This is a genomic window from Maribacter sp. 1_MG-2023 (assembly GCF_030547005.1).
In the GTDB taxonomy this organism is placed as follows: domain Bacteria; phylum Bacteroidota; class Bacteroidia; order Flavobacteriales; family Flavobacteriaceae; genus Maribacter.
Genome location: NZ_JAUOPN010000003.1, coordinates 58,588 through 77,043 on the forward strand (window position 1 = coordinate 58,588; position 18,456 = coordinate 77,043).

Consider the following 18,456-nt stretch of genomic DNA (forward strand, 5'->3'; position numbering starts at 1 on the left):
GTTAGTCTACTAATTGGGCGTAAAGTTACAAAATATACCAAGTTTTTTAAGGCTCTAAGCCCTATGGTTGACTGGATTTTCGGATATTTAACGAAAAATAGCCCATGTCATCGGATAGTAGACTTACAAGAGCTTACAATAATGCTAAAGTTATTCCGTTTGACGACTCTTCAAAATTCATACTTTTTAGCGATTGCCATAGAGGAGACAACAGTTTTGCCGATGAATTTGCCAACAATAGAAACATCTATTATCATGCGCTAAAATTCTACTATGCTGAAGGATTTGATTATTGCGAACTTGGTGATGGCGATGAACTTTGGGAAAACATTCATTTCGAGTCTATTTTTGAAGCTCATAAAAATGTATTTAAGCTATTAAAACAATTTCATTTAGAGCATAAACTGCATATGATATGGGGCAATCATGATATGGTCTACAAAGATGAAGCCTATGTTAAAAAACATCTTTCTAGTTATTTTGAACCTATAGACGACAAAGACAAATCGCTTTTTGAAGGCATAAAATATCATGAGGCGCTTATTTTAAAAAATAAAGAAACCCAACAAGAGGTCTTTCTTACCCATGGGCATCAAGCAGATTGGTGGAACTACACTTTTTGGCGCTGGGGACGATTTTTGGTACGTATTCTTTGGAAGCCCTTACAAGTTTGGGGTATCGCCGACCCAACTTCGCCCGCTAAAAACTATACAGAACTTATTAAAGTAGAACGTCGCACAAAAAAATGGATTCTAAAAAATGACTTAAAAATTACCGTTGTAGGTCATACCCATAGACCACGTTTTCCTGAGCCTGGTGATATTCCTCTTTTTAATGATGGAAGCTGTGTTCACCCAAGAAGTATTACCGGTATTGAAATTGAAAAAGGATGTATTTCATTAATAAAGTGGCAAATAAATACTACTGATGACGGCACATTACGAGTAGTTCGTATTTTATTAGAAGGTCCGCAGAAACTAAAAGATTATATCGAAAACAAATAAGCTAAAAAACGCTTCACTATCTCAAACAGTGCTTTCCTGACAATTATTAAATATGTACCAATAAAACTATTTTAATAAGAATACCTTCTTTACAAGTCAATTTTATTTTAAATTCATTAAAAAATTACTGAATTAATTGTGACTTTATCAAAAAAATGGTTTCTTAATAAGTACAATCAATTAAACCTTATAAAAATGAAAAAATTTATTGCAGAGTTTATCGGCACATTATGGCTGGTATTAGGTGGTTGCGGTAGTGCCGTACTTGCCGCAGGTTATCCAGAATTAGGTATTGGCTTTGCCGGTGTCGCTTTAGCGTTTGGTTTAACCGTAGTTACTATGGCATATGCCATAGGTCATATTTCTGGCTGTCATTTAAACCCAGCTGTAACAATTGGTGTTTGGGTAGGTGGACGCTTTGATGGTAAAGACGTTTTGCCATATATCGTTGCTCAGGTATTGGGCGGTATTGCTGGTGCGGCCATACTTTTTCTTATTGCTTCGGGTAAATCAGATTACGTTTTAGGCGGATTTGCATCTAACGGATTCGGAGAACATTCACCTGGTGGATACAGCATGACTTCTGCTTTAATCATAGAAGTAGCTATGACGTTTATGTTCTTATTTGTTATTTTAGGTTCTACCTATACAAAAGCACCAAGAGGATTTGCCGGTTTGGCTATTGGACTTTGTCTTACACTAATACACTTAATAAGTATCCCTGTAACAAATACATCGGTAAACCCTGCACGTAGTACAAGTCAGGCTTTATTCGCTGGTGGTTGGGCTATAGATCAACTTTGGTTATTTTGGCTAGCACCTATTGTTGGAGCTGTTTTAGCCGGAATAGTTTACAAAGCTATTTCACCAGAAATAACTGATAAATAATAACTTTTTTTTAGTTCAAGCTCATCATGTTTAGTTTAAATATGATGAGCTTTTTTTTTATGGTATATTTAGAGAATCAACTAAACTAACTCAATTCAAATATGCCTTTATTTATCGTTATTCTAGGAATTCTACTCCTGTTTCTTCTCATTGCAAAATTCAAACTAAATGCCTTTATCACTTTTATCATCGTCTCTTTATTCGTTGGTATTGCCGAGGGTATGGAACCCATTAGTGTGGTCGACTCCATTCAAAAAGGTATCGGTAATATTTTAGGATTTCTTGTCATTATTTTAGGCCTTGGTGCCATGCTAGGTAAGTTGGTTGCCGATAGTGGTGCAGCACAACGCATTACCACAAAATTGGTAGAGAAATTCGGGAAAAAGAACATTCAATGGGCGGTTGTATTGACCGGTTTCATTGTTGGTATACCCATGTTCTACTCTGTAGGTTTTGTAATTCTAGTTCCTCTTGTTTTCACTATTGCAGCAGCTACAGGTCTACCTCTTTTATATGTAGGCTTACCAATGCTAGCTTCTTTATCGGTAACACATGGCTATTTACCTCCGCACCCAGCACCAACAGCTCTTGCATCTATGTTTAATGCCGATATTGGTAAAACACTGTTATACGGAATCATAGTAGCGATACCCGCAATAATCGTTGCCGGACCATTACTTTCAAGAACCTTAAAAGGAATTAACGCAACACCGCTTAAAGAATTTTTAAACCCTGTAGTTTTAAAGGAAGATGAAATGCCGAGTATGGCGAATAGCATAATCAGTGCACTTTTACCTGTTATCCTAATTGCAGTTGCTGCATTAGCTCAGCTTTTACTCCCTGCAGATTTCTTTCTTACCAAGATTTTAGTTTTTATGGGCAACCCAGCTATTGCCATGCTTATTGCCGTTTTAGTTGCTATTTACACTTTAGGTTTAGGTCAAGGAAAAAGTATGAAAGAGGTCATGGATTCTGTTGGTAGTGCAATTACCGGTATAACCATGGTACTTCTTATTATTGCTGGCTCTGGCGCATTAAAACAAGTATTAATAGATAGCGGTGTAAGCGAATATATTGGTGGAATATTAGAGCAATCATCAATCTCACCATTAATATTAGCTTGGTTGATCGCTACGATTATACGGGTTTGTGTTGGATCTGCGACTGTAGCTGGTTTAACCGCTGCAGGTATCGTGCTACCACTTGTTCAAGGTACAGGGGCTAGTCCTGAATTAATGGTTTTGGCGATAGGGTCTGGTAGTTTAATGCTATCTCATGTTAACGATAGCGGATTCTGGTTATTTAAAGAATACTTTAATCTATCGGTTAAAGACACTTTAAAAAGTTGGACCGTGATGGAAACAACCGTTGGCGTTATGGGATTGATAGGTGTTCTTATTATTAATACATTTATTTAATATTTAAAAAATTGCACATGAAACCTTCTGAAAAAATTAAAGAATTGGGATTGATTTTACCACCTGCTCCACCTCCTGCAGGGTTATACAAACCTGTTTTAGTCGTTGACCATTTTCTATATATTTCTGGTCAGGGCCCTATGCAAAATAACGGTTCATTGATTGTTGGTAGAGCCGGTCATGATATGACTATGGAAGAGGCTAAAGTTGCCGCAAGGCAAGTTGCATTAACCATGCTTTCTACGATACAAACTCATTTTGGAGATATCGATAAAATTAAAAGAATTGTAAAAACCTTGGGGATGGTGAATTCCACTCCTGATTTTGGTCTACAACCTTTGGTCATTAACGGTTTTAGCGAACTCATGGCTGATATTTTCGGACCCGATAATGGAGTAGGTGTTCGTAGTGCTGTTGGTATGATTTTACCCGGTGGAATTCCTGTTGAAATTGAGGCTCATTTCGAATTACATCATTAACAGTTATGGCAAACGAAAATTGGTATTCTATAGATAAAACAGACGGAGTTATTTCTCCTTCCTTATTGGTGTATCCAGATAGAATTCTACATAACATCGACTTGATGATTTCTATGATTGGTGATGTAAATCGGCTACGTCCGCATGTAAAAACCTATAAAAATGCCAATATCATCAACATGCAGATGGAGCGCGGAATTCAAAAATTCAAATGCGCCACTATTGCTGAAGCAGAACTACTTGGTGACTGCGATGCTGTTGACGTATTATTAGCAATGCAACCCGTTGGTGCAAACGCAAAGCGTTTTATTGAATTGATTAAAAAATACCCGAGCACCAAATTCTCGACCATTGTAGATAATTCTAAAACACTTAAAATTCTTAGTGAACTTGCAAAATATCATCACATTAAAATTCCGCTTTGGGTAGATATTAATAATGGTATGAACAGAACAGGAATCATACCAGACCACGATGCTTTAGAATTGTATACTCAATTATATGAGAATAAATACTTAATTACAGAAGGACTTCACGTTTACGATGGTAATTTGCGCAATACAGATGTTACCCTTAGAGAGCAAGATTGTAATACAGCTTTCGAAGCGGTAATCGACTTAAAGAAAAGTATTGAAGATAAAAACATACCTAGCCCAAAAATTGTAGTTGGCGGTTCACCAACGTTTCCTTTTCACTGTAAACGCCAAAATGTTGATACCAGCCCCGGAACAACACTTCTTTGGGATTCTGGTTATGGAAATCTATTTCCAGAAATGGGCTTTTTACCAGCTGCAATATTGTTTACAAGAATAGTAAGCAAACCAACTACTGGTATTCTATGTTTCGATCTTGGTCATAAATCGGTTGCTCCTGAAATGCCCTTTCCTAGAATTGAATTTTTAGACTTAAAACACAGTAAACAAATAAGCCAATCTGAAGAGCATTTAGTGGTAGAGTATGATGATCTGACTATCCCAGAAGTGGGTGATGTTCATTATGCCATACCTAAGCATATTTGCCCAACTGTTGCAAAATACGACACACTTACAGTGATAAAAGATAAAGCCGTTATCGACTATTGGCCGGTAACCGCCAGAACACAAAAAACTACTATTTAATCATGATTATATTCGATGCCCATTTAGACCTTTCTATGAATGCCATGGACTGGAATCGCGACCTGACTTGGTCTATTGATGAAATTAGAAAAAGTGAACAGGGTTTAACCGATAAACCTGGCCGTGGTACTAATACCGTTTCTTTAGATGCGATGAGAAAGGGGAATGTCGGACTCTGTATGGCGACGCAAATTGCTCGTTATGTGCATAAAGACAATAGCCTGCAGGGATGGAAATCGCCCCAACAGGCATGGGCGCATACCCAAGGGCAGCTAGCGTGGTATAAAAGCATGGAAGATGCCGGTGAAATGGTTCAGATTACCAACAAAACCCAACTTGATGCGCACTTAGCACTTTGGAAAACGGACGAAGAAAAGAAGCCTATTGGCTATTTACTTAGTCTTGAAGGTGCAGATTCTATCGTTGATATCTCATACCTTCAGAAAGCTTATGATTCAGGCTTAAGAGCTATTGGTCCGGCACATTATGGTCCGGGTACTTATGCTCACGGAACAAATTCAGTAGGCGGCATCGGAACTAAAGGAAGAGAGCTTCTTAAAGAAATTCAACGACTAGGTATTATACTTGATGTCACCCATTTATGCGACCTAAGTTTTTGGGAAACGATGGTGAATTATGACGGACCACTTTGGGCAAGCCATAATAATTGTAGAGCATTAGTAAATCATCATAGACAATTTACCGATGAGCAGTTAAAGGAAATCATTGGTAGAAAAGGGGTTATCGGTGTGGTCTTAGATGCCTGGATGATGACACCAACTTGGGAAAGAGGTGTTTCTACTCCGCAATCTGCAAACGTAAGTCTACAGCAGACACTAGATAATATCGACCATATTTGCCAATTGGCTGGTAACGCAAATCACGTTGGTATTGGCTCTGATCTTGATGGCGGATTCGGAACAGAACAAGGCCCCGCAGATGTCGATACTATTGCTGATTTACAGAAAATTATAGGATTACTAGAAGATAGAGGTTATACGCAACCGGACATTGAGAAAATTATGAACGGAAATTTCATTAACTTTCTAAGACGAAATTTAAAATAGTTTAGTGAAGAAGATTTGTACATATTTAGTATCGTTATGTCTTTTAATCGGACTTACAGTACAGCACTGTAATCTTAATTATAGGCATACTACGCATGCTAATTTTGAAATTTCTTCATACGCTCCTTCTCAACATGCCCAACATTCAGAAAACAATGCTGCGACGTATGAAATTAACAGTATTGCATTTATCTCTTCTATTGCCGACGTTTATATTGCTTTTATCATTTTATCTAAAAATTACGGTATTAGCACCAAACAAGCTATAAGCGTTCAAAAGGATAACCACTTAGTCTACCAATCTTCCATAAACAATGCTGTTTTTCTTTGTAAAACAATCACTTCTAAATATCAAAGAATCGCATAATAGAACATAGCTTCTGAAGCTATTTTAATGTGTGCCAAGCGTACACATATGATAACTAGTATTCACCATTTATCATCACTATTATGTATTTCAAAAAAATAAACAAAGCCTTTCTTTGGTTAAAAAGAAAGCTAATACTTCTCATTGCTGCATTTATGGTAGGCATATCAAATGTTATATATGAAGAAGAAAAAATGATCAACGGCAATTTTATCAAAACCGAGCAAAAACAAGAAGAAGATTCTGATTAAGTCCGTCAGAACAAACATTTCAACGAATTACAGTTCAATCGACAGTTTTTTAACGAAGCCTTAAGTACCCATGGCAGGGTATTTGTTATCTTTATTTCATCATATTTAATATTCGATGAGAAAACTTTTTTTTCTTTTTATTATTTTATTCTCTTTTGCTGCGATTAAGGTCTCTGCTCAAACAGATTTACCTACATCAAAACCGCTTAAGATTGATAAGGTAAACCCTATTAATTCTAGTGGTGCTCCAAATAAGGGATCTGTTCTTAATATGCCTAATTTAATTAAAGAACAGCCCAGTGTAGATATGACAACACCCAACCCTGTAAAAATGTTACGCGATGAAGAATTGGTACAAGCAGGTGCAGGTATGAAAATAGATCCACGCATTGGTCCCGGAGAACGATTAGGTGGTTCTGGTCAGTATTTTGCAGACCAATATCTAGGCGATGTAAAGAGTAGCGGAAAATTTATAGGCATAGTATGCAGAGATCATGAATATGTAGATGGCGATCGTGTAAAAATATATATGAACGATATGGTTGTTGAACAGAACCTTTTGTTAACAGGTGCATTCAAAGGTATTAATGTTGATTTACAAGATGGTTTTAATCGCTTAGACTTCGAAGCTTTAAACCATGGTTCTTCAGCGCCGAATACCGCACAGGTAGATGTTTACAATGACAAAGGTGAATTAATCTATTCTAATAAATGGTTATTATCTGCAGGTTCTAAAGCAACCTTGATTGTTACAAAAGAATCAATGTAGAACTGTTCTGCTTTTATTCACCTTTAAAATTATCGTTTACCAGGTACATAAGTCTCTTCTGCCCTTTTCAAAACATCTTCACGATAAAAAGGAACTTTTTTCCAATTTACATTCTTATATCTAATAATTTGATCATCAAAATGTGGTGAAGAAGGATATCCACTTTGTCCGCCAGCCAACATACTTTTAGCTTGCACCTTCTCTCCAAATTCTACAACTGCTACAAAACTATTACCTCTGGTACCGTATATTTTCTTTGCCCCTTCTGTGGTATAACGCGTGCCATAAGCAGCCAATGCTCCCCACCTTCCTGAAGCAAAACCAATAGGAATACTAGGCTTTGTATCATCGAATTGCTGAACGATATCTCCTGTAATTCTTTGATATCTATTGACCTCTCCCCATGGTATTTTCCATGTCACAAAATCAGCTGTTAACTGATCGATTACTTCTTCAAAAATTCTCAACGATTCTTCTGTATGTGTACCGAAATAGGTCATTCGTTCCATATCACTAATGTTCTCTGGGTGTTTTGCTCTTTTACCCATTGCAGTACCATAAAAATGTGCCAAAGTCATAGCTACTTGATCTTCGCCTGTGGTATAATCCCAATCTTCGAGGATCTTTATTGGTTCCCTTAACTTCGGATTCTGGTCGTTATTAGAATAATAAGTTTTCACCAAACCAGGTATCAACGCTTCAAAGGCTGGCAAGTAAGGGTCATGCGCTAATTGAATTAAGCTATCTACCGTATATCCTTTTCTATCCGTTAATAATTCTATTGCATGAACCCCTCTAAAATTCTCTTGGTCTTTAGACATGTAATTTGGGTAATCTTCTTTCTTAGGGCTAAATTCTAAAGCTGATGTATAGGGTGTAGAATTACAATTTTGTATCCACCCATTTTCTGGATTAAGAACTAAGATATTTTCATCAACGGAATGTAAGCCTTGCCAATCAGTTTTAGGATTACTACCATCAACCGGTTTTGTATAATCAAATTGAACATCTCGTTTTGGAACGTAATTACCATGAAAATAAGCGATGTTTCCTTCAGCATCTGCATACACGGTGTTATTACTTGAATTGGTACGGATATCCATCATCTCCCGAAATCCTTTATAGCCGCTTTGCTTAGACCGTATAAAGGACTGCTCTAATGCTTTTACCGGTTCCCACATCATGGCAGATGCTGTCCACTGCCCTTCGGCAACGTGAGTTATTGGTCCGTGGTGGGTTCTATATGCCAGATATTTTTTCTCTTTCAACTTTTTACCATCCAAATATTTCAACACTATCTCAGATGATTGTACAGGTCGTAATTCTTCTCCATATTGATAGAATAAATTATCATCATTCTTAATAATCGTTTCCTTAAATTCATCCATAACATCCGTATATGTTGATGTATGCATCCACCCTGTTTTCTCATTGAATCCTTGGTAAACGAAAAACTGACCCCACGTTACCGCTCCATAAGCATTTAATCCTTCCTCAGAAACTACATGAACTTCTCCCCTAAAATAAAACGAGGTATGAGGATTGATTAATAATAATGGATTACCAGATTGGGTTAACTTACCTGAAATAGCAATACCGTTAGACCCTTGTGGTTCTTCTACTTCTTTTTCTTTTTTTAGCTTTATCGCCTCCATTTTCGGCAATTCCATATCACTTTCATAAAAAGCAGCTATCTTCTTTGTTGAAATACGCTCAATATCTCCGCCAATAGATCCTTCACTAAAATACATCGGCATCCACGGTTCGAAATGAGTCAACAATCTCGATTTTACTTTTGGGTGCGTGTATAAATAATAATTAACCCCATCGGCAAAGGCATCACATAATTCTTTCAACCAAGCGGGACTCTTTTCATAATTTGCTTTAGCCTCTTCTTCTGTCATAAATAGCTTCGCACGTAAATCACTATACAAAGCTTCTTCACCATCTACTTCTGCCAGCCTACCAGTCGCCCAAATGTAATTTTGCTCCACGCGATTAAAATCATCTTCGCACTGCGCATATAGCAAGCCAAAAACAGCATCGGCGTCTGACTTACCATAAATATGGGGCACTCCAAAATCGTCTCGTATTATTTCAACATTCGCAGCATGAGCTTCCCATTTTTCAATTTCACCCTTCTCTGGCTTATTAGTCTTACATGATAAAACCAATACAAATGCCAACAAATAAATAATTCTGTTCATTGCTACTATTTTAATAAATTCTTGAGATGTATAAATGTACTTGATTTTTACCAACTACCGCTAGATCCACCACCACCAGAACTTCCTCCGCCACCGGAAAATAAACTTGAACTACTGCCAGAAGAGCTACTACCCGAACTGAAAGAATGTGTGCCTGAAGAAGAGAATGTTTTTCTGTAATAAGACTTGTCATTTTTGACCCAAGATATATTCAAATCGTCTTTACCTGATAGCTTTAGCTTTATAAAAGCAATGATTACAGCAATACCAAAAAATGGAAGTAATACCCATAATAATAATTTTGGATTATCTACAATCTCTCCCATTATAGATTGACTAGATGTAAGTATACTATAAGCAACAGTTGCTGGAGCTAGCATAAAAACCAAACCGAATAGAGATGATAATGAACCTGCAATCAGCATAAACAATCCTGGTAATACTCCAAGTTTACCCATGAGCATTCCACGAAAAACTTCAATGATATTCTTATAACTTCTATAAAAGAAAAAACCGCCTACGCCGACAAAAATCAAAAGAAAGAACCCAAGAAATATATAGCCTATAAGCTGGTTATTACTTTCTTCGTCTTCAATTTCTTGTTTAAACTCGTCAAGTGCTTCTGGATTATCAAGAAACTCTATAAGCTGATTACTAGCCTCGTTAATACCCGTAAAATACGCCTCTTCTTTAAAATTAGGAATCATCGTATTTCTAATAATTCTTGAGGCAACGGCATCTGTAATGTACGGTTCTAATCCAGAGCCAACTTCTATTCTAACTTCTCTATCTAATTCTGAGAATAGAATCAATAGCCCATTATCTTTACCTTCTTGACCAATCCCGTTTTGGTTGAATAACGCATTTGCATAGGTTTCAATAGTATCATACCCTAATTCTTCAATCGTAACTACCACTAACTGATTTGTAGTTTTCTCTTCCAGTTCAACTAATCGGTTATTTAATTCTAATACCTGACTTGAAGTGAAAATACCTGCACTATCAGTTACAAAATCTCGTAACTCATAGTATTGGTCTTGCGCATTCGCGTAAAACGTAACTAACAGAAAAAAGAAAATAATTTTTTTAAGCATCGGTCGGTAATCAGGATACTCAAATATAAAAACCTTTATTGACACAAATAGTGATTATCAAAACCTATTCTAGATTCGGTAAAACTTTAGAATTGAAGTAACTTGCGACTTGTTGTCTTTTAGTCTCGACTTCGCTCGACAAGGCAGTAGAAAATTAAACAGATATGGCAGAAAAAAAAGTAAGTATCCTAACCGCATTTAAGACTATTATATGGCCGCGTAGAAAACTGGTTTTGCTAGGTTTATTACTCATTATAATTAGTAAAGCATCAAGTTTTGTTGCTCCGGTGTCGCTACGGTATTTTTTAGATGATATTGTACCCAATAAAGATTACGACCTATTAAAAATATTGGTCGCTGTTGTAATTTTTGCTTTTTTAGTGCAGGCAGTTATGTCTTTCTTATTAACTAAAGTACTAAGTATTCAGGCGCAGTTCATGATTTCTGAATTGCGATCTCAAGTACAAAAACAGGTACTTTCACTACCTATTCGCTTTTTTGACAATACAAAATCAGGCTCTTTAGTTTCTAGAATTATGAGTGATGTTGAAGGTGTAAGAAACTTAATAGGCACCGGACTCGTGCAGCTTGTAGGTGGTACAATTACCGCCGTAGTTTCTCTAATTTTATTACTTAGAATTAGCCCTACAATGACACTATTGACTTTTGTACCCCTTATTCTTTTTGCACTGATCGCACTGAAAGCTTTTAAAATTATAAGACCTGTTTTCAGGGAACGTGGAAAAATAAATGCGGAAGTAAAAGGAAGATTGACAGAAACCCTTGGTGGTATTCGTGTTATAAAAGGATTTAATGCCGAAGAGCAAGAAAGTAAGGTTTTTGAAGAGGGTGTAGATAAATTATACCAAAATGTAAAGAAGAGTTTAACAGCTACGGCATTTATGACCAGCGCTTCTACTTTCTTGTTAGGCTTGGCAACTACAGGTATTATGATGGGCTTTGGCGGTTACAAAATGATGCAGGGAGAATTAACCACAGGTGAGTATTTTGAGTTTACTTTTCTTCTTGCCCTAATGGTAGCACCAATTGTTCAAATGAGTAATATAGGTAGCCAATTAACAGAAGCTTTAGCCGGTTTAGATCGTACTGAAGAGTTAATGAACAAGGTTTCTGAATCTGATGAAAAAGATAGAACTATTACGCTTTCTAACATTAAAGGTGATATGGTTTTCAATGATGTATCATTTGCCTACGAAGAAGACAAAGATGTTTTACATAACATCAGTTTTGAAGCAAAATCTGGCGATGTCATAGCACTTGTTGGTAGTTCTGGCTCAGGGAAATCTACAATCGCAGGTTTGGCAGCTAGTTTCTTGAATCCTGATTCGGGGGAGATTACCATTGATGGAACGGATTTATCAAAAGTTGACCTCACCAGTTTTAGACAGTACTTGGGTGTTGTTTTACAAGACGATTTTCTATTTGAAGGTACTATTAGAGAAAACATCCTTTTTCCTAGACCAGGCGCTTCTGAAGAAGAGTTAAAAGCCGCAATCAAAGCAGCTTACGTTGATGAATTTACAGATAGATTTGAAGAAGGATTAAATACGGTTATTGGAGAACGCGGCGTAAAATTATCTGGCGGACAACGACAACGTATTGCTATCGCACGTGCGGTTTTAGCAAACCCTAGAATACTAATTCTTGACGAAGCTACCTCTAACCTTGATACCGAAAGTGAAGCTTTAATTCAAAAGAGCTTAGCCGAACTTACCAAAGGAAGAACAACTTTCGTCATTGCCCACAGATTAAGCACTATTAGAAAAGCAAATCAAATTTTAGTTATTGAAAATGGACGTATTGCAGAACAAGGCACTCACGAAGAGTTGATTGCAAAAGAAGGCAGATACCATAACTTGTTTACGTACCAGGCTAGGATATAAGTTGGCTTTTGGCTTTTGGGTTTTGGCTTTTGGCTTTTGGCTTTTGGCTTTTGGCTTTTGGCTTTTGGCTTTTGGCTTTTGGCTTTTGGCTTTTGGAAATTAAAAATTTATTTTCAAACATAGAGTAACACGAGCTTTTAAAATTAATTCAGCAGATAGCTTCGTCAAGCTCAATTAAATCTAGTTTCCTCGCAATGCCGTTTATAGCTCTTCTGGTGCAAGCTCTACTTCTAGCCCGTCCATATCTTCAGTGATATGTAATTGACAACCTAAACGTGAATTATCTTTTACATTAAATGCTTCAGATAACATAGCTTCTTCATCATCACCCATTTCTGGAAGTTCAGTATCTGACAACACATAACATTGACATGAAGCACACATAGCCATACCGCCACAAATACCAATTGTACCTTCTGGTGCTAATTCGTATGAACGAACTACTTCCATTAGATTCATGTTCATATCCGTTGGGGCATCTATCTCGTGCAACACTCCATCGCGGTCAGTTATTTTTATTTTGATATCGGTCATTCAATAATAATTTTTCAAACTTATAGCGTTGTAGCCTTTCGACTGCGCTCAGGATGACATTTTAGTTTATTTATTCAATCGCTTTTACTACTGCTTTTGGCGCTTCTTTTTTGGTTCCGTCAAAACCACTTACACCACCTACGGTAGTATATTTCATGACATACTTTTTATCTGGATAAATTTTTTGAAAAGCACTTTGGCACATTAGCGTTGCCTCATGAAAACCACAAAGAATCAGTTTTAATTTGCCTGGGTATGTATTTACATCACCTATGGCATATATTCCTGGAATATTGGTTTGATAATCGAACGTATCTACTTTAATAGCATTTTTCTCTATCTCTAATCCCCAGTCGCCAATGGGACCTAATTTTGGAGAGAGTCCGAATAAAGGAATAAAGTTATCTACCTCTAAAGTAATCTCTTCCTTAGCATCAGAAATCTTTCTGATTAAAACAGATTCTAATTTCTCTTCTCCATTTAGAGCTATAATTTCTGCTGGGGTAATCAAGTTCAATTTTCCTGAATTTTTCAATTCCTGAACTTTCTCAACAGAATCCAGGGCACCTCTAAATTCGTTTCTCCTATGCACCAAAGTTACTTGAGAGGCTACATCAGCTAAAAAAATACTCCAGTCTAGGGCAGAATCTCCACCACCGGCTATGACTACTTTCTTATCACGATACACCTCAGGATCTTTGATCATATAAGCTACACCGTTATCTTCAAATTTTGACAAATTATCTAACAATGGTTTTCTTGGCTCAAAACTCCCTAATCCACCAGCTATAGCAACAACCGGCGCATTATGCTCAGTACCTTTATTTGTGGTTACTACAAATGTACCGTCATCTAATTTTTTGATTGTTTCTGCACGCTCACCTAGAGTAAACCCTGGTTGAAAAGACTTTATTTGCTCCATTAAATTATCTACCAAATCTCCCGCCAACACCTCTGGAAAACCAGGGATATCATAAATAGGTTTTTTAGGATAAATTTCAGAACACTGTCCGCCCGCCTGTGGCAAAGCATCTACTAAATGGCATTTTAGCTTCAGGAGTCCTGCTTCAAAAACGGCAAAAAGACCCGTAGGTCCCGCGCCAATTATCAATATATCGGTCTTAATCATTACTTCAATTCTTTGTAATACCCTTCAAAATTATCAATCTATCGTCTTAAAAATTATGACAATTATCAGGATTTAACCTGCAATATTAATAACTTCTTGTATCTGTGGCGCGTATTTTTTTATCGTCATTTCAACACCACTTTTTAGGGTCATTTGATTTACACTACACCCAACACAAGCACCTTCTAGCCTTACTTTAACAGAAGATTCATCATCAATAGAAACTAATGTAATATCACCACCATCACTTTGTAAAAAAGGTCTGATTTCTTCTAATGCTTTTTCAACATTTAATTTTAGTTCTGCTGATGTCATATCTATTTTTTATTAACAGGCGAACAACCCGCCATCGTTGTAATCTTAATTGCTTCTGTAGGCGGTAATGTTTCATTTCTAGAAACTACCTCACTGACAATCTTTTTTGTCAATTCTTCAAATGCTTTTTCTACCGGTGTAGCCGTTTGTAATGCTGCTGGTCTACCAACATCACCAGCTTCACGAATACTTTGTACTAATGGCATTTCTCCTAAAAAAGGTACATTTAAATCTTCCGCAAGGTGTTTTGCACCCTCTTTACCAAAAATATAATATTTATTATCTGGCAACTCTGCAGGTGTAAAGTATGCCATATTCTCTACAATTCCCAAAACAGGTACGTTTATAGAGTCTTGCTGAAACATTGCCACACCTTTTCTAGCATCGGCAAGTGCAACTTCTTGTGGTGTACTCACTACAACAGCTCCGGTTATTGGTAAGGCTTGCATAATACTTAAGTGTATATCGCCTGTACCTGGTGGTAAATCGATCAACATAAAGTCTAAATCGCCCCAATGTGCATCAAAAATCATTTGATTCAGTGCTTTAGAAGCCATTGGTCCTCTCCAAATTACAGCTTGATCTCTTTGTGTAAAAAAGCCAATTGATAATAGTTTAACGCCATAACTTTCTACCGGCTTCATTTTAGATTTACCATCTACATTTACTGCAAGTGGTTTATCATTAGCGACATCGAACATTATGGGCATTGATGGTCCGTAGATATCGGCATCTAACAAACCTACTTTAAAGCCCATTTTTGCCAAAGTAACTGCCAAGTTAGCTGTTACGGTAGATTTACCTACCCCACCTTTACCAGAGGCTACCGCTATAATATTAGAAATACCTGGTATTGCTTTACCTTTTATCTCATTTACTTTCGGCTTTGCAGCAGGAGCATCGACCTTAACATTGATTTTAATTTTCGCTTTTTCATAAACTTCTTTATGAATAATTTTTAAAATCTCTACCTCAGTCTTTTTACGTGCTTGTAGGCTTGGGTTTGTAATAGTAATATCTACCTCAACCTCATCGCCAAAAATTTGGATATTGGTAACTGCACCACTTTCTACCATGTTTTGACCTTCCCCAGGAACGGTAATATGTTCCAATGCCTTTAAAATATCCTTCTTATCTATCTTCATTATATAAATTCATTCTAAACAACAAAGATAATCCTTAGATGTTAGATTATGAAGTTAGCGTATTGAAAATGAAGATGCCATTATAATTAAAACCTCTTATTAACAGAAATTCAATTCTCTATTATTTATGATTTACAGACAGAAATAAACTATCTAAAAACCGTATTTTAGAATCTTCTTTAAAACGCAACTCATGTACCACAATACCAAAAGAATAGTTTTATTTTCATTTCTTGGTCTCTTTACTTTCCTACTCATTACATCCTGCTCTAGTTCAAAAAATGAATTCTCTAAAAAGGATGTAAAACGATCCCAAAAATTAGTGGGATTAGATTTCGATAAAAAATATATTGACACCCTATACCCCTATCTAAAAAGGAATAAAGAAGGTTTTGATACCTTGCGGAAATACACCTTAGATAACGACGTCGTACCTGCAATACAGTTTAATCCCCTACCCCTAAACTTCACCCCAAAAGCACAAGCGGGATTCCCTGAATGGAAAATTGCCGATAACGTAGAACTACCAAACAAAGAAGCTGACCTTGCTTTTTACTCCATTCCCCAACTTGCATCTCTTATTAAAAGTCATAAAATTAGTTCTCTTGAACTAACCGAATTCTTTATAGCCCGATTAAAAAAATATAATCCGGTTTTAGAATGTACCATTACCATCACAGAAGAAATGGCATTGGAACAAGCCAAAGATTTAGATGCCGAACTGGCTGCTGGGAACTATCGCGGAATTTTGCATGGCATACCTTACGGCGTAAAAGATTTAATAGCGGTCGAAGGTTATAAAACAACGTGGGGCGCTGAACCATACCGTAACCAACAAATTGAAATGACTGCAACCGTGGTTCAAAAATTACAAGATGCAGGTGGAGTATTAGTTGCAAAATTAGTATCAGGTTCTTTGGCAAGGGGAGATGTTTGGTTCGATGGAAAAACTAAAAATCCGTGGGATACCACACAAGGTGCCACAGGATCATCTGCAGGTTCTGGATCTGCAACCTCAGCAGGATTAGTCCCTTTTGCTTTGGGTACAGAAACGTTGGGCTCCATAACATCGCCAAGTAATAGAAACGGAATTACAGGTTTACGCCCAACTTATGGTAGAGTTAGTAGACACGGGGTAATGAGCTTAAGTTGGTCTATGGATAAAGTAGGTCCAATGGCTAGAAGTGCAGAAGATTGTACTATTGTATATAGCGTGATTACAGGTAAAGATCCAAAGGACGGAATGACCACAGATTACCCTGACGGATTCGAACCTCAAAAAAACTACAAATCGCTAAGAATTGGATACCTAAAAAAGGATATTGAAAAAGACACCTCTTTAAGTAAAGACAACCTTGAAAAGGCATTGAAGACTTTTAAAGAAATGGGGCTAACGCTAACCGAAGTGGAACTACCGAAAGATGTACCCTATAATAGTTTTGACGTTATTCTAAGAGCAGAAGCGGGTGCTTTCTTTGATGACATGGTACGTGCAGAAGAAGTGGATAAAATGGTAGAACAAACACAACGCTCTAGAGCAAACTCCCTACGGCAAGCACGTTTTATACCTGCAGTAGAATACATACAAGCCAACCGACATAGACAAGTGCTTATTGAAAAAATGCAGGCTATCATGAAAAACTATGATGTGCTTATATCCCCAACTTTTGGGAATCGACAATTAATTATCACCAACCTTACCGGCCACCCTGTAATAGCTATACCTACTGGTCTGGACAAAGAAAAACACCCTACGAGTATTACTTTAGTTGGTAACCTGTACGATGAAGCGAGCATTCTTTTGTTAGCAAAAGCTTTTCAGGATCAAACTGAGTTTGACGAAATGCATCCTGAAGGGTATACGGATTAGCTGTTGGTTGTTGGTTGTTGGTTGTTGGTTGTTGGAATAAAGCAATTTCAATTGAGAAGGAAACTATTTGTTTTCAAAAGGTTCTCGATAGTTCTGCTGAGCTCAGCCGAAGTACACCTCTTATTCAATGAAAAAATTGAATAAGGGGCACTCGAACTGACATTCGTAAATTATATTCTAATAAATAAGTTCTCGACAGCAATCGAAGTGTCATTTTACATATTTCAAGACTAAATCTTTCTGCCATCTAAAAGGTTGATGATTCTTGAACCGTACGCTGCATTCTTTTCGGAGTGTGTTACTTGAATAATAGTTACGCCTTCTTCTTTGTTTAGTTTCTTAAAAAGCTGCATTATTTCTTCACTTTGTTGCGAGTTTAGATTACCGGTCGGCTCATCTGCCAATATTAATTTCGGCTTACCAATTAATGCACGGGCTACACCTACTAACTGCTGCTGACCACCACTCAACTGCGTAGGAAACAAGTCTTTTTTACCTACAATACTAAATCTATCTAACATATCAGCCACCAAAGCTTTGCGCTCAGAGCTCTTTATTTTTTTATACAACAAAGGCATTTCTAAATTTTCTTCTACCGTTAAATCATCTAACAAATGATATGATTGAAATACAAAACCTATGTACTCCTTATACAAATTAGAGCGATATTTCTCTTTTAAAGAATGAACCGATTCGTTCAAAAAGTCATATTCTCCTTCATCAAAAGTATCTAGCATACCGATAACATTAAGTAAAGTAGACTTCCCTGATCCCGACGGACCCATAATTGAAATGAACTCCCCTTCTTGAACTTCTAAGTTAATATCCTTCAACAAAAAAATACGTTGACCGCCTAGCTGTACCCATTTGAAAATATTTCTTAATTGTAATAACATT

At 36.8% G+C, this 18,456-nt stretch carries 18 protein-coding genes; 11 read left to right on the forward strand and 7 right to left on the reverse strand.

What is annotated here, in order from left to right; all coding sequences use genetic code 11:
- Nucleotides 1–104 precede the first annotated feature (104 nt).
- The 9 genes from Q4500_RS04820 to Q4500_RS04860 all read left to right on the forward strand — a co-directional run bounded on the left by Q4500_RS04820 (nucleotide 105) and on the right by Q4500_RS04860 (nucleotide 7,361).
- Nucleotides 105–1,004 carry a metallophosphoesterase gene (locus tag Q4500_RS04820; protein WP_303598598.1) on the forward strand — a complete coding sequence of 300 codons (900 nt, stop codon included), beginning with the start codon at nucleotides 105–107 and terminating at the stop codon, nucleotides 1,002–1,004.
- A gap of 195 nt (nucleotides 1,005–1,199) precedes the next feature.
- The gene (gene aqpZ / locus Q4500_RS04825; protein WP_303598599.1) at nucleotides 1,200–1,892 is read left to right on the forward strand and encodes an aquaporin Z; all 693 of its coding nucleotides are present in this window, start codon (nucleotides 1,200–1,202) and stop codon (nucleotides 1,890–1,892) included.
- Between the two features lie 101 nt (nucleotides 1,893–1,993).
- Nucleotides 1,994–3,310 carry a gluconate:H+ symporter gene (locus tag Q4500_RS04830; RefSeq protein ID WP_303598600.1) on the forward strand — a complete coding sequence of 439 codons (1,317 nt, stop codon included), beginning with the start codon at nucleotides 1,994–1,996 and terminating at the stop codon, nucleotides 3,308–3,310.
- An 11-nt stretch (nucleotides 3,311–3,321) separates the two neighbouring features.
- Nucleotides 3,322–3,789 (forward strand): RidA family protein, encoded by a 468-nt coding sequence (locus tag Q4500_RS04835; RefSeq protein WP_303598601.1) that lies wholly within the window; start codon nucleotides 3,322–3,324, stop codon nucleotides 3,787–3,789.
- A gap of 5 nt (nucleotides 3,790–3,794) precedes the next feature.
- Nucleotides 3,795–4,907 (forward strand): D-TA family PLP-dependent enzyme, encoded by a 1,113-nt coding sequence (locus tag Q4500_RS04840; protein WP_303598602.1) that lies wholly within the window; start codon nucleotides 3,795–3,797, stop codon nucleotides 4,905–4,907.
- A gap of 2 nt (nucleotides 4,908–4,909) precedes the next feature.
- A complete protein-coding gene (locus Q4500_RS04845) occupies nucleotides 4,910–5,974 on the forward strand; it encodes a dipeptidase (protein WP_303598603.1) in 1,065 nt (354 codons plus the stop codon).
- Nucleotides 5,975–5,978: 4 nt separating this feature from the next.
- Entirely contained in the window at nucleotides 5,979–6,341 is a 363-nt protein-coding gene (locus Q4500_RS04850; protein ID WP_303598604.1) for a hypothetical protein, read from the forward strand.
- An 83-nt stretch (nucleotides 6,342–6,424) separates the two neighbouring features.
- Complete coding sequence (locus Q4500_RS04855; RefSeq protein WP_303598605.1) at nucleotides 6,425–6,592, forward strand: hypothetical protein; 168 nt, start codon at nucleotides 6,425–6,427, stop codon at nucleotides 6,590–6,592.
- 115 nt (nucleotides 6,593–6,707) lie between these two features.
- Nucleotides 6,708–7,361: a hypothetical protein gene (locus Q4500_RS04860; RefSeq protein WP_303598606.1), complete on the forward strand. Its 654-nt coding sequence runs from the start codon at nucleotides 6,708–6,710 to the stop codon at nucleotides 7,359–7,361.
- A gap of 29 nt (nucleotides 7,362–7,390) precedes the next feature.
- On the opposite strand, the gene Q4500_RS04865 is transcribed toward Q4500_RS04860, so the two are convergent.
- Both Q4500_RS04865 and Q4500_RS04870 read right to left on the reverse strand, forming a co-directional pair.
- The gene (locus Q4500_RS04865) at nucleotides 7,391–9,568 is read right to left on the reverse strand and encodes an acylase (RefSeq protein ID WP_303598607.1); all 2,178 of its coding nucleotides are present in this window, start codon (nucleotides 9,566–9,568) and stop codon (nucleotides 7,391–7,393) included.
- A 47-nt stretch (nucleotides 9,569–9,615) separates the two neighbouring features.
- Nucleotides 9,616–10,662, reverse strand: coding sequence for a YgcG family protein (locus tag Q4500_RS04870; protein ID WP_303598608.1), 1,047 nt, complete (start codon nucleotides 10,660–10,662; stop codon nucleotides 9,616–9,618).
- A 164-nt stretch (nucleotides 10,663–10,826) separates the two neighbouring features.
- Between Q4500_RS04870 and Q4500_RS04875 the strand changes: the two genes are divergently transcribed.
- A complete protein-coding gene (locus Q4500_RS04875) occupies nucleotides 10,827–12,566 on the forward strand; it encodes an ABC transporter ATP-binding protein (protein WP_303598609.1) in 1,740 nt (579 codons plus the stop codon).
- Between the two features lie 201 nt (nucleotides 12,567–12,767).
- Here the strand turns inward: Q4500_RS04875 and Q4500_RS04880 are convergent, their stop codons facing one another.
- The 4 genes from Q4500_RS04880 to Q4500_RS04895 all read right to left on the reverse strand — a co-directional run bounded on the left by Q4500_RS04880 (nucleotide 12,768) and on the right by Q4500_RS04895 (nucleotide 15,689).
- The gene (locus Q4500_RS04880) at nucleotides 12,768–13,100 is read right to left on the reverse strand and encodes a 2Fe-2S iron-sulfur cluster-binding protein (protein ID WP_027065921.1); all 333 of its coding nucleotides are present in this window, start codon (nucleotides 13,098–13,100) and stop codon (nucleotides 12,768–12,770) included.
- A gap of 70 nt (nucleotides 13,101–13,170) precedes the next feature.
- The gene (locus Q4500_RS04885) at nucleotides 13,171–14,229 is read right to left on the reverse strand and encodes an NAD(P)/FAD-dependent oxidoreductase (RefSeq protein ID WP_303598610.1); all 1,059 of its coding nucleotides are present in this window, start codon (nucleotides 14,227–14,229) and stop codon (nucleotides 13,171–13,173) included.
- 72 nt (nucleotides 14,230–14,301) lie between these two features.
- Nucleotides 14,302–14,544, reverse strand: coding sequence for a NifU family protein (locus Q4500_RS04890; protein ID WP_303598611.1), 243 nt, complete (start codon nucleotides 14,542–14,544; stop codon nucleotides 14,302–14,304).
- Between the two features lie 2 nt (nucleotides 14,545–14,546).
- Nucleotides 14,547–15,689, reverse strand: coding sequence for an Mrp/NBP35 family ATP-binding protein (locus tag Q4500_RS04895; protein WP_303598612.1), 1,143 nt, complete (start codon nucleotides 15,687–15,689; stop codon nucleotides 14,547–14,549).
- A 193-nt stretch (nucleotides 15,690–15,882) separates the two neighbouring features.
- Here Q4500_RS04895 and Q4500_RS04900 point away from each other — a divergent pair, with 193 nt between their 5' ends.
- Entirely contained in the window at nucleotides 15,883–17,559 is a 1,677-nt protein-coding gene (locus tag Q4500_RS04900) for an amidase (RefSeq protein WP_303598613.1), read from the forward strand.
- 230 nt (nucleotides 17,560–17,789) lie between these two features.
- Here Q4500_RS04900 and Q4500_RS04905 read toward each other — a convergent pair whose 3' ends face one another.
- On the reverse strand, nucleotides 17,790–18,455 hold the full coding sequence (locus tag Q4500_RS04905; RefSeq protein ID WP_303598614.1) for an ABC transporter ATP-binding protein: 666 nt from the start codon (nucleotides 18,453–18,455) through the stop codon (nucleotides 17,790–17,792).
- Between the last annotated feature and the right edge of the window lies 1 nt (nucleotide 18,456).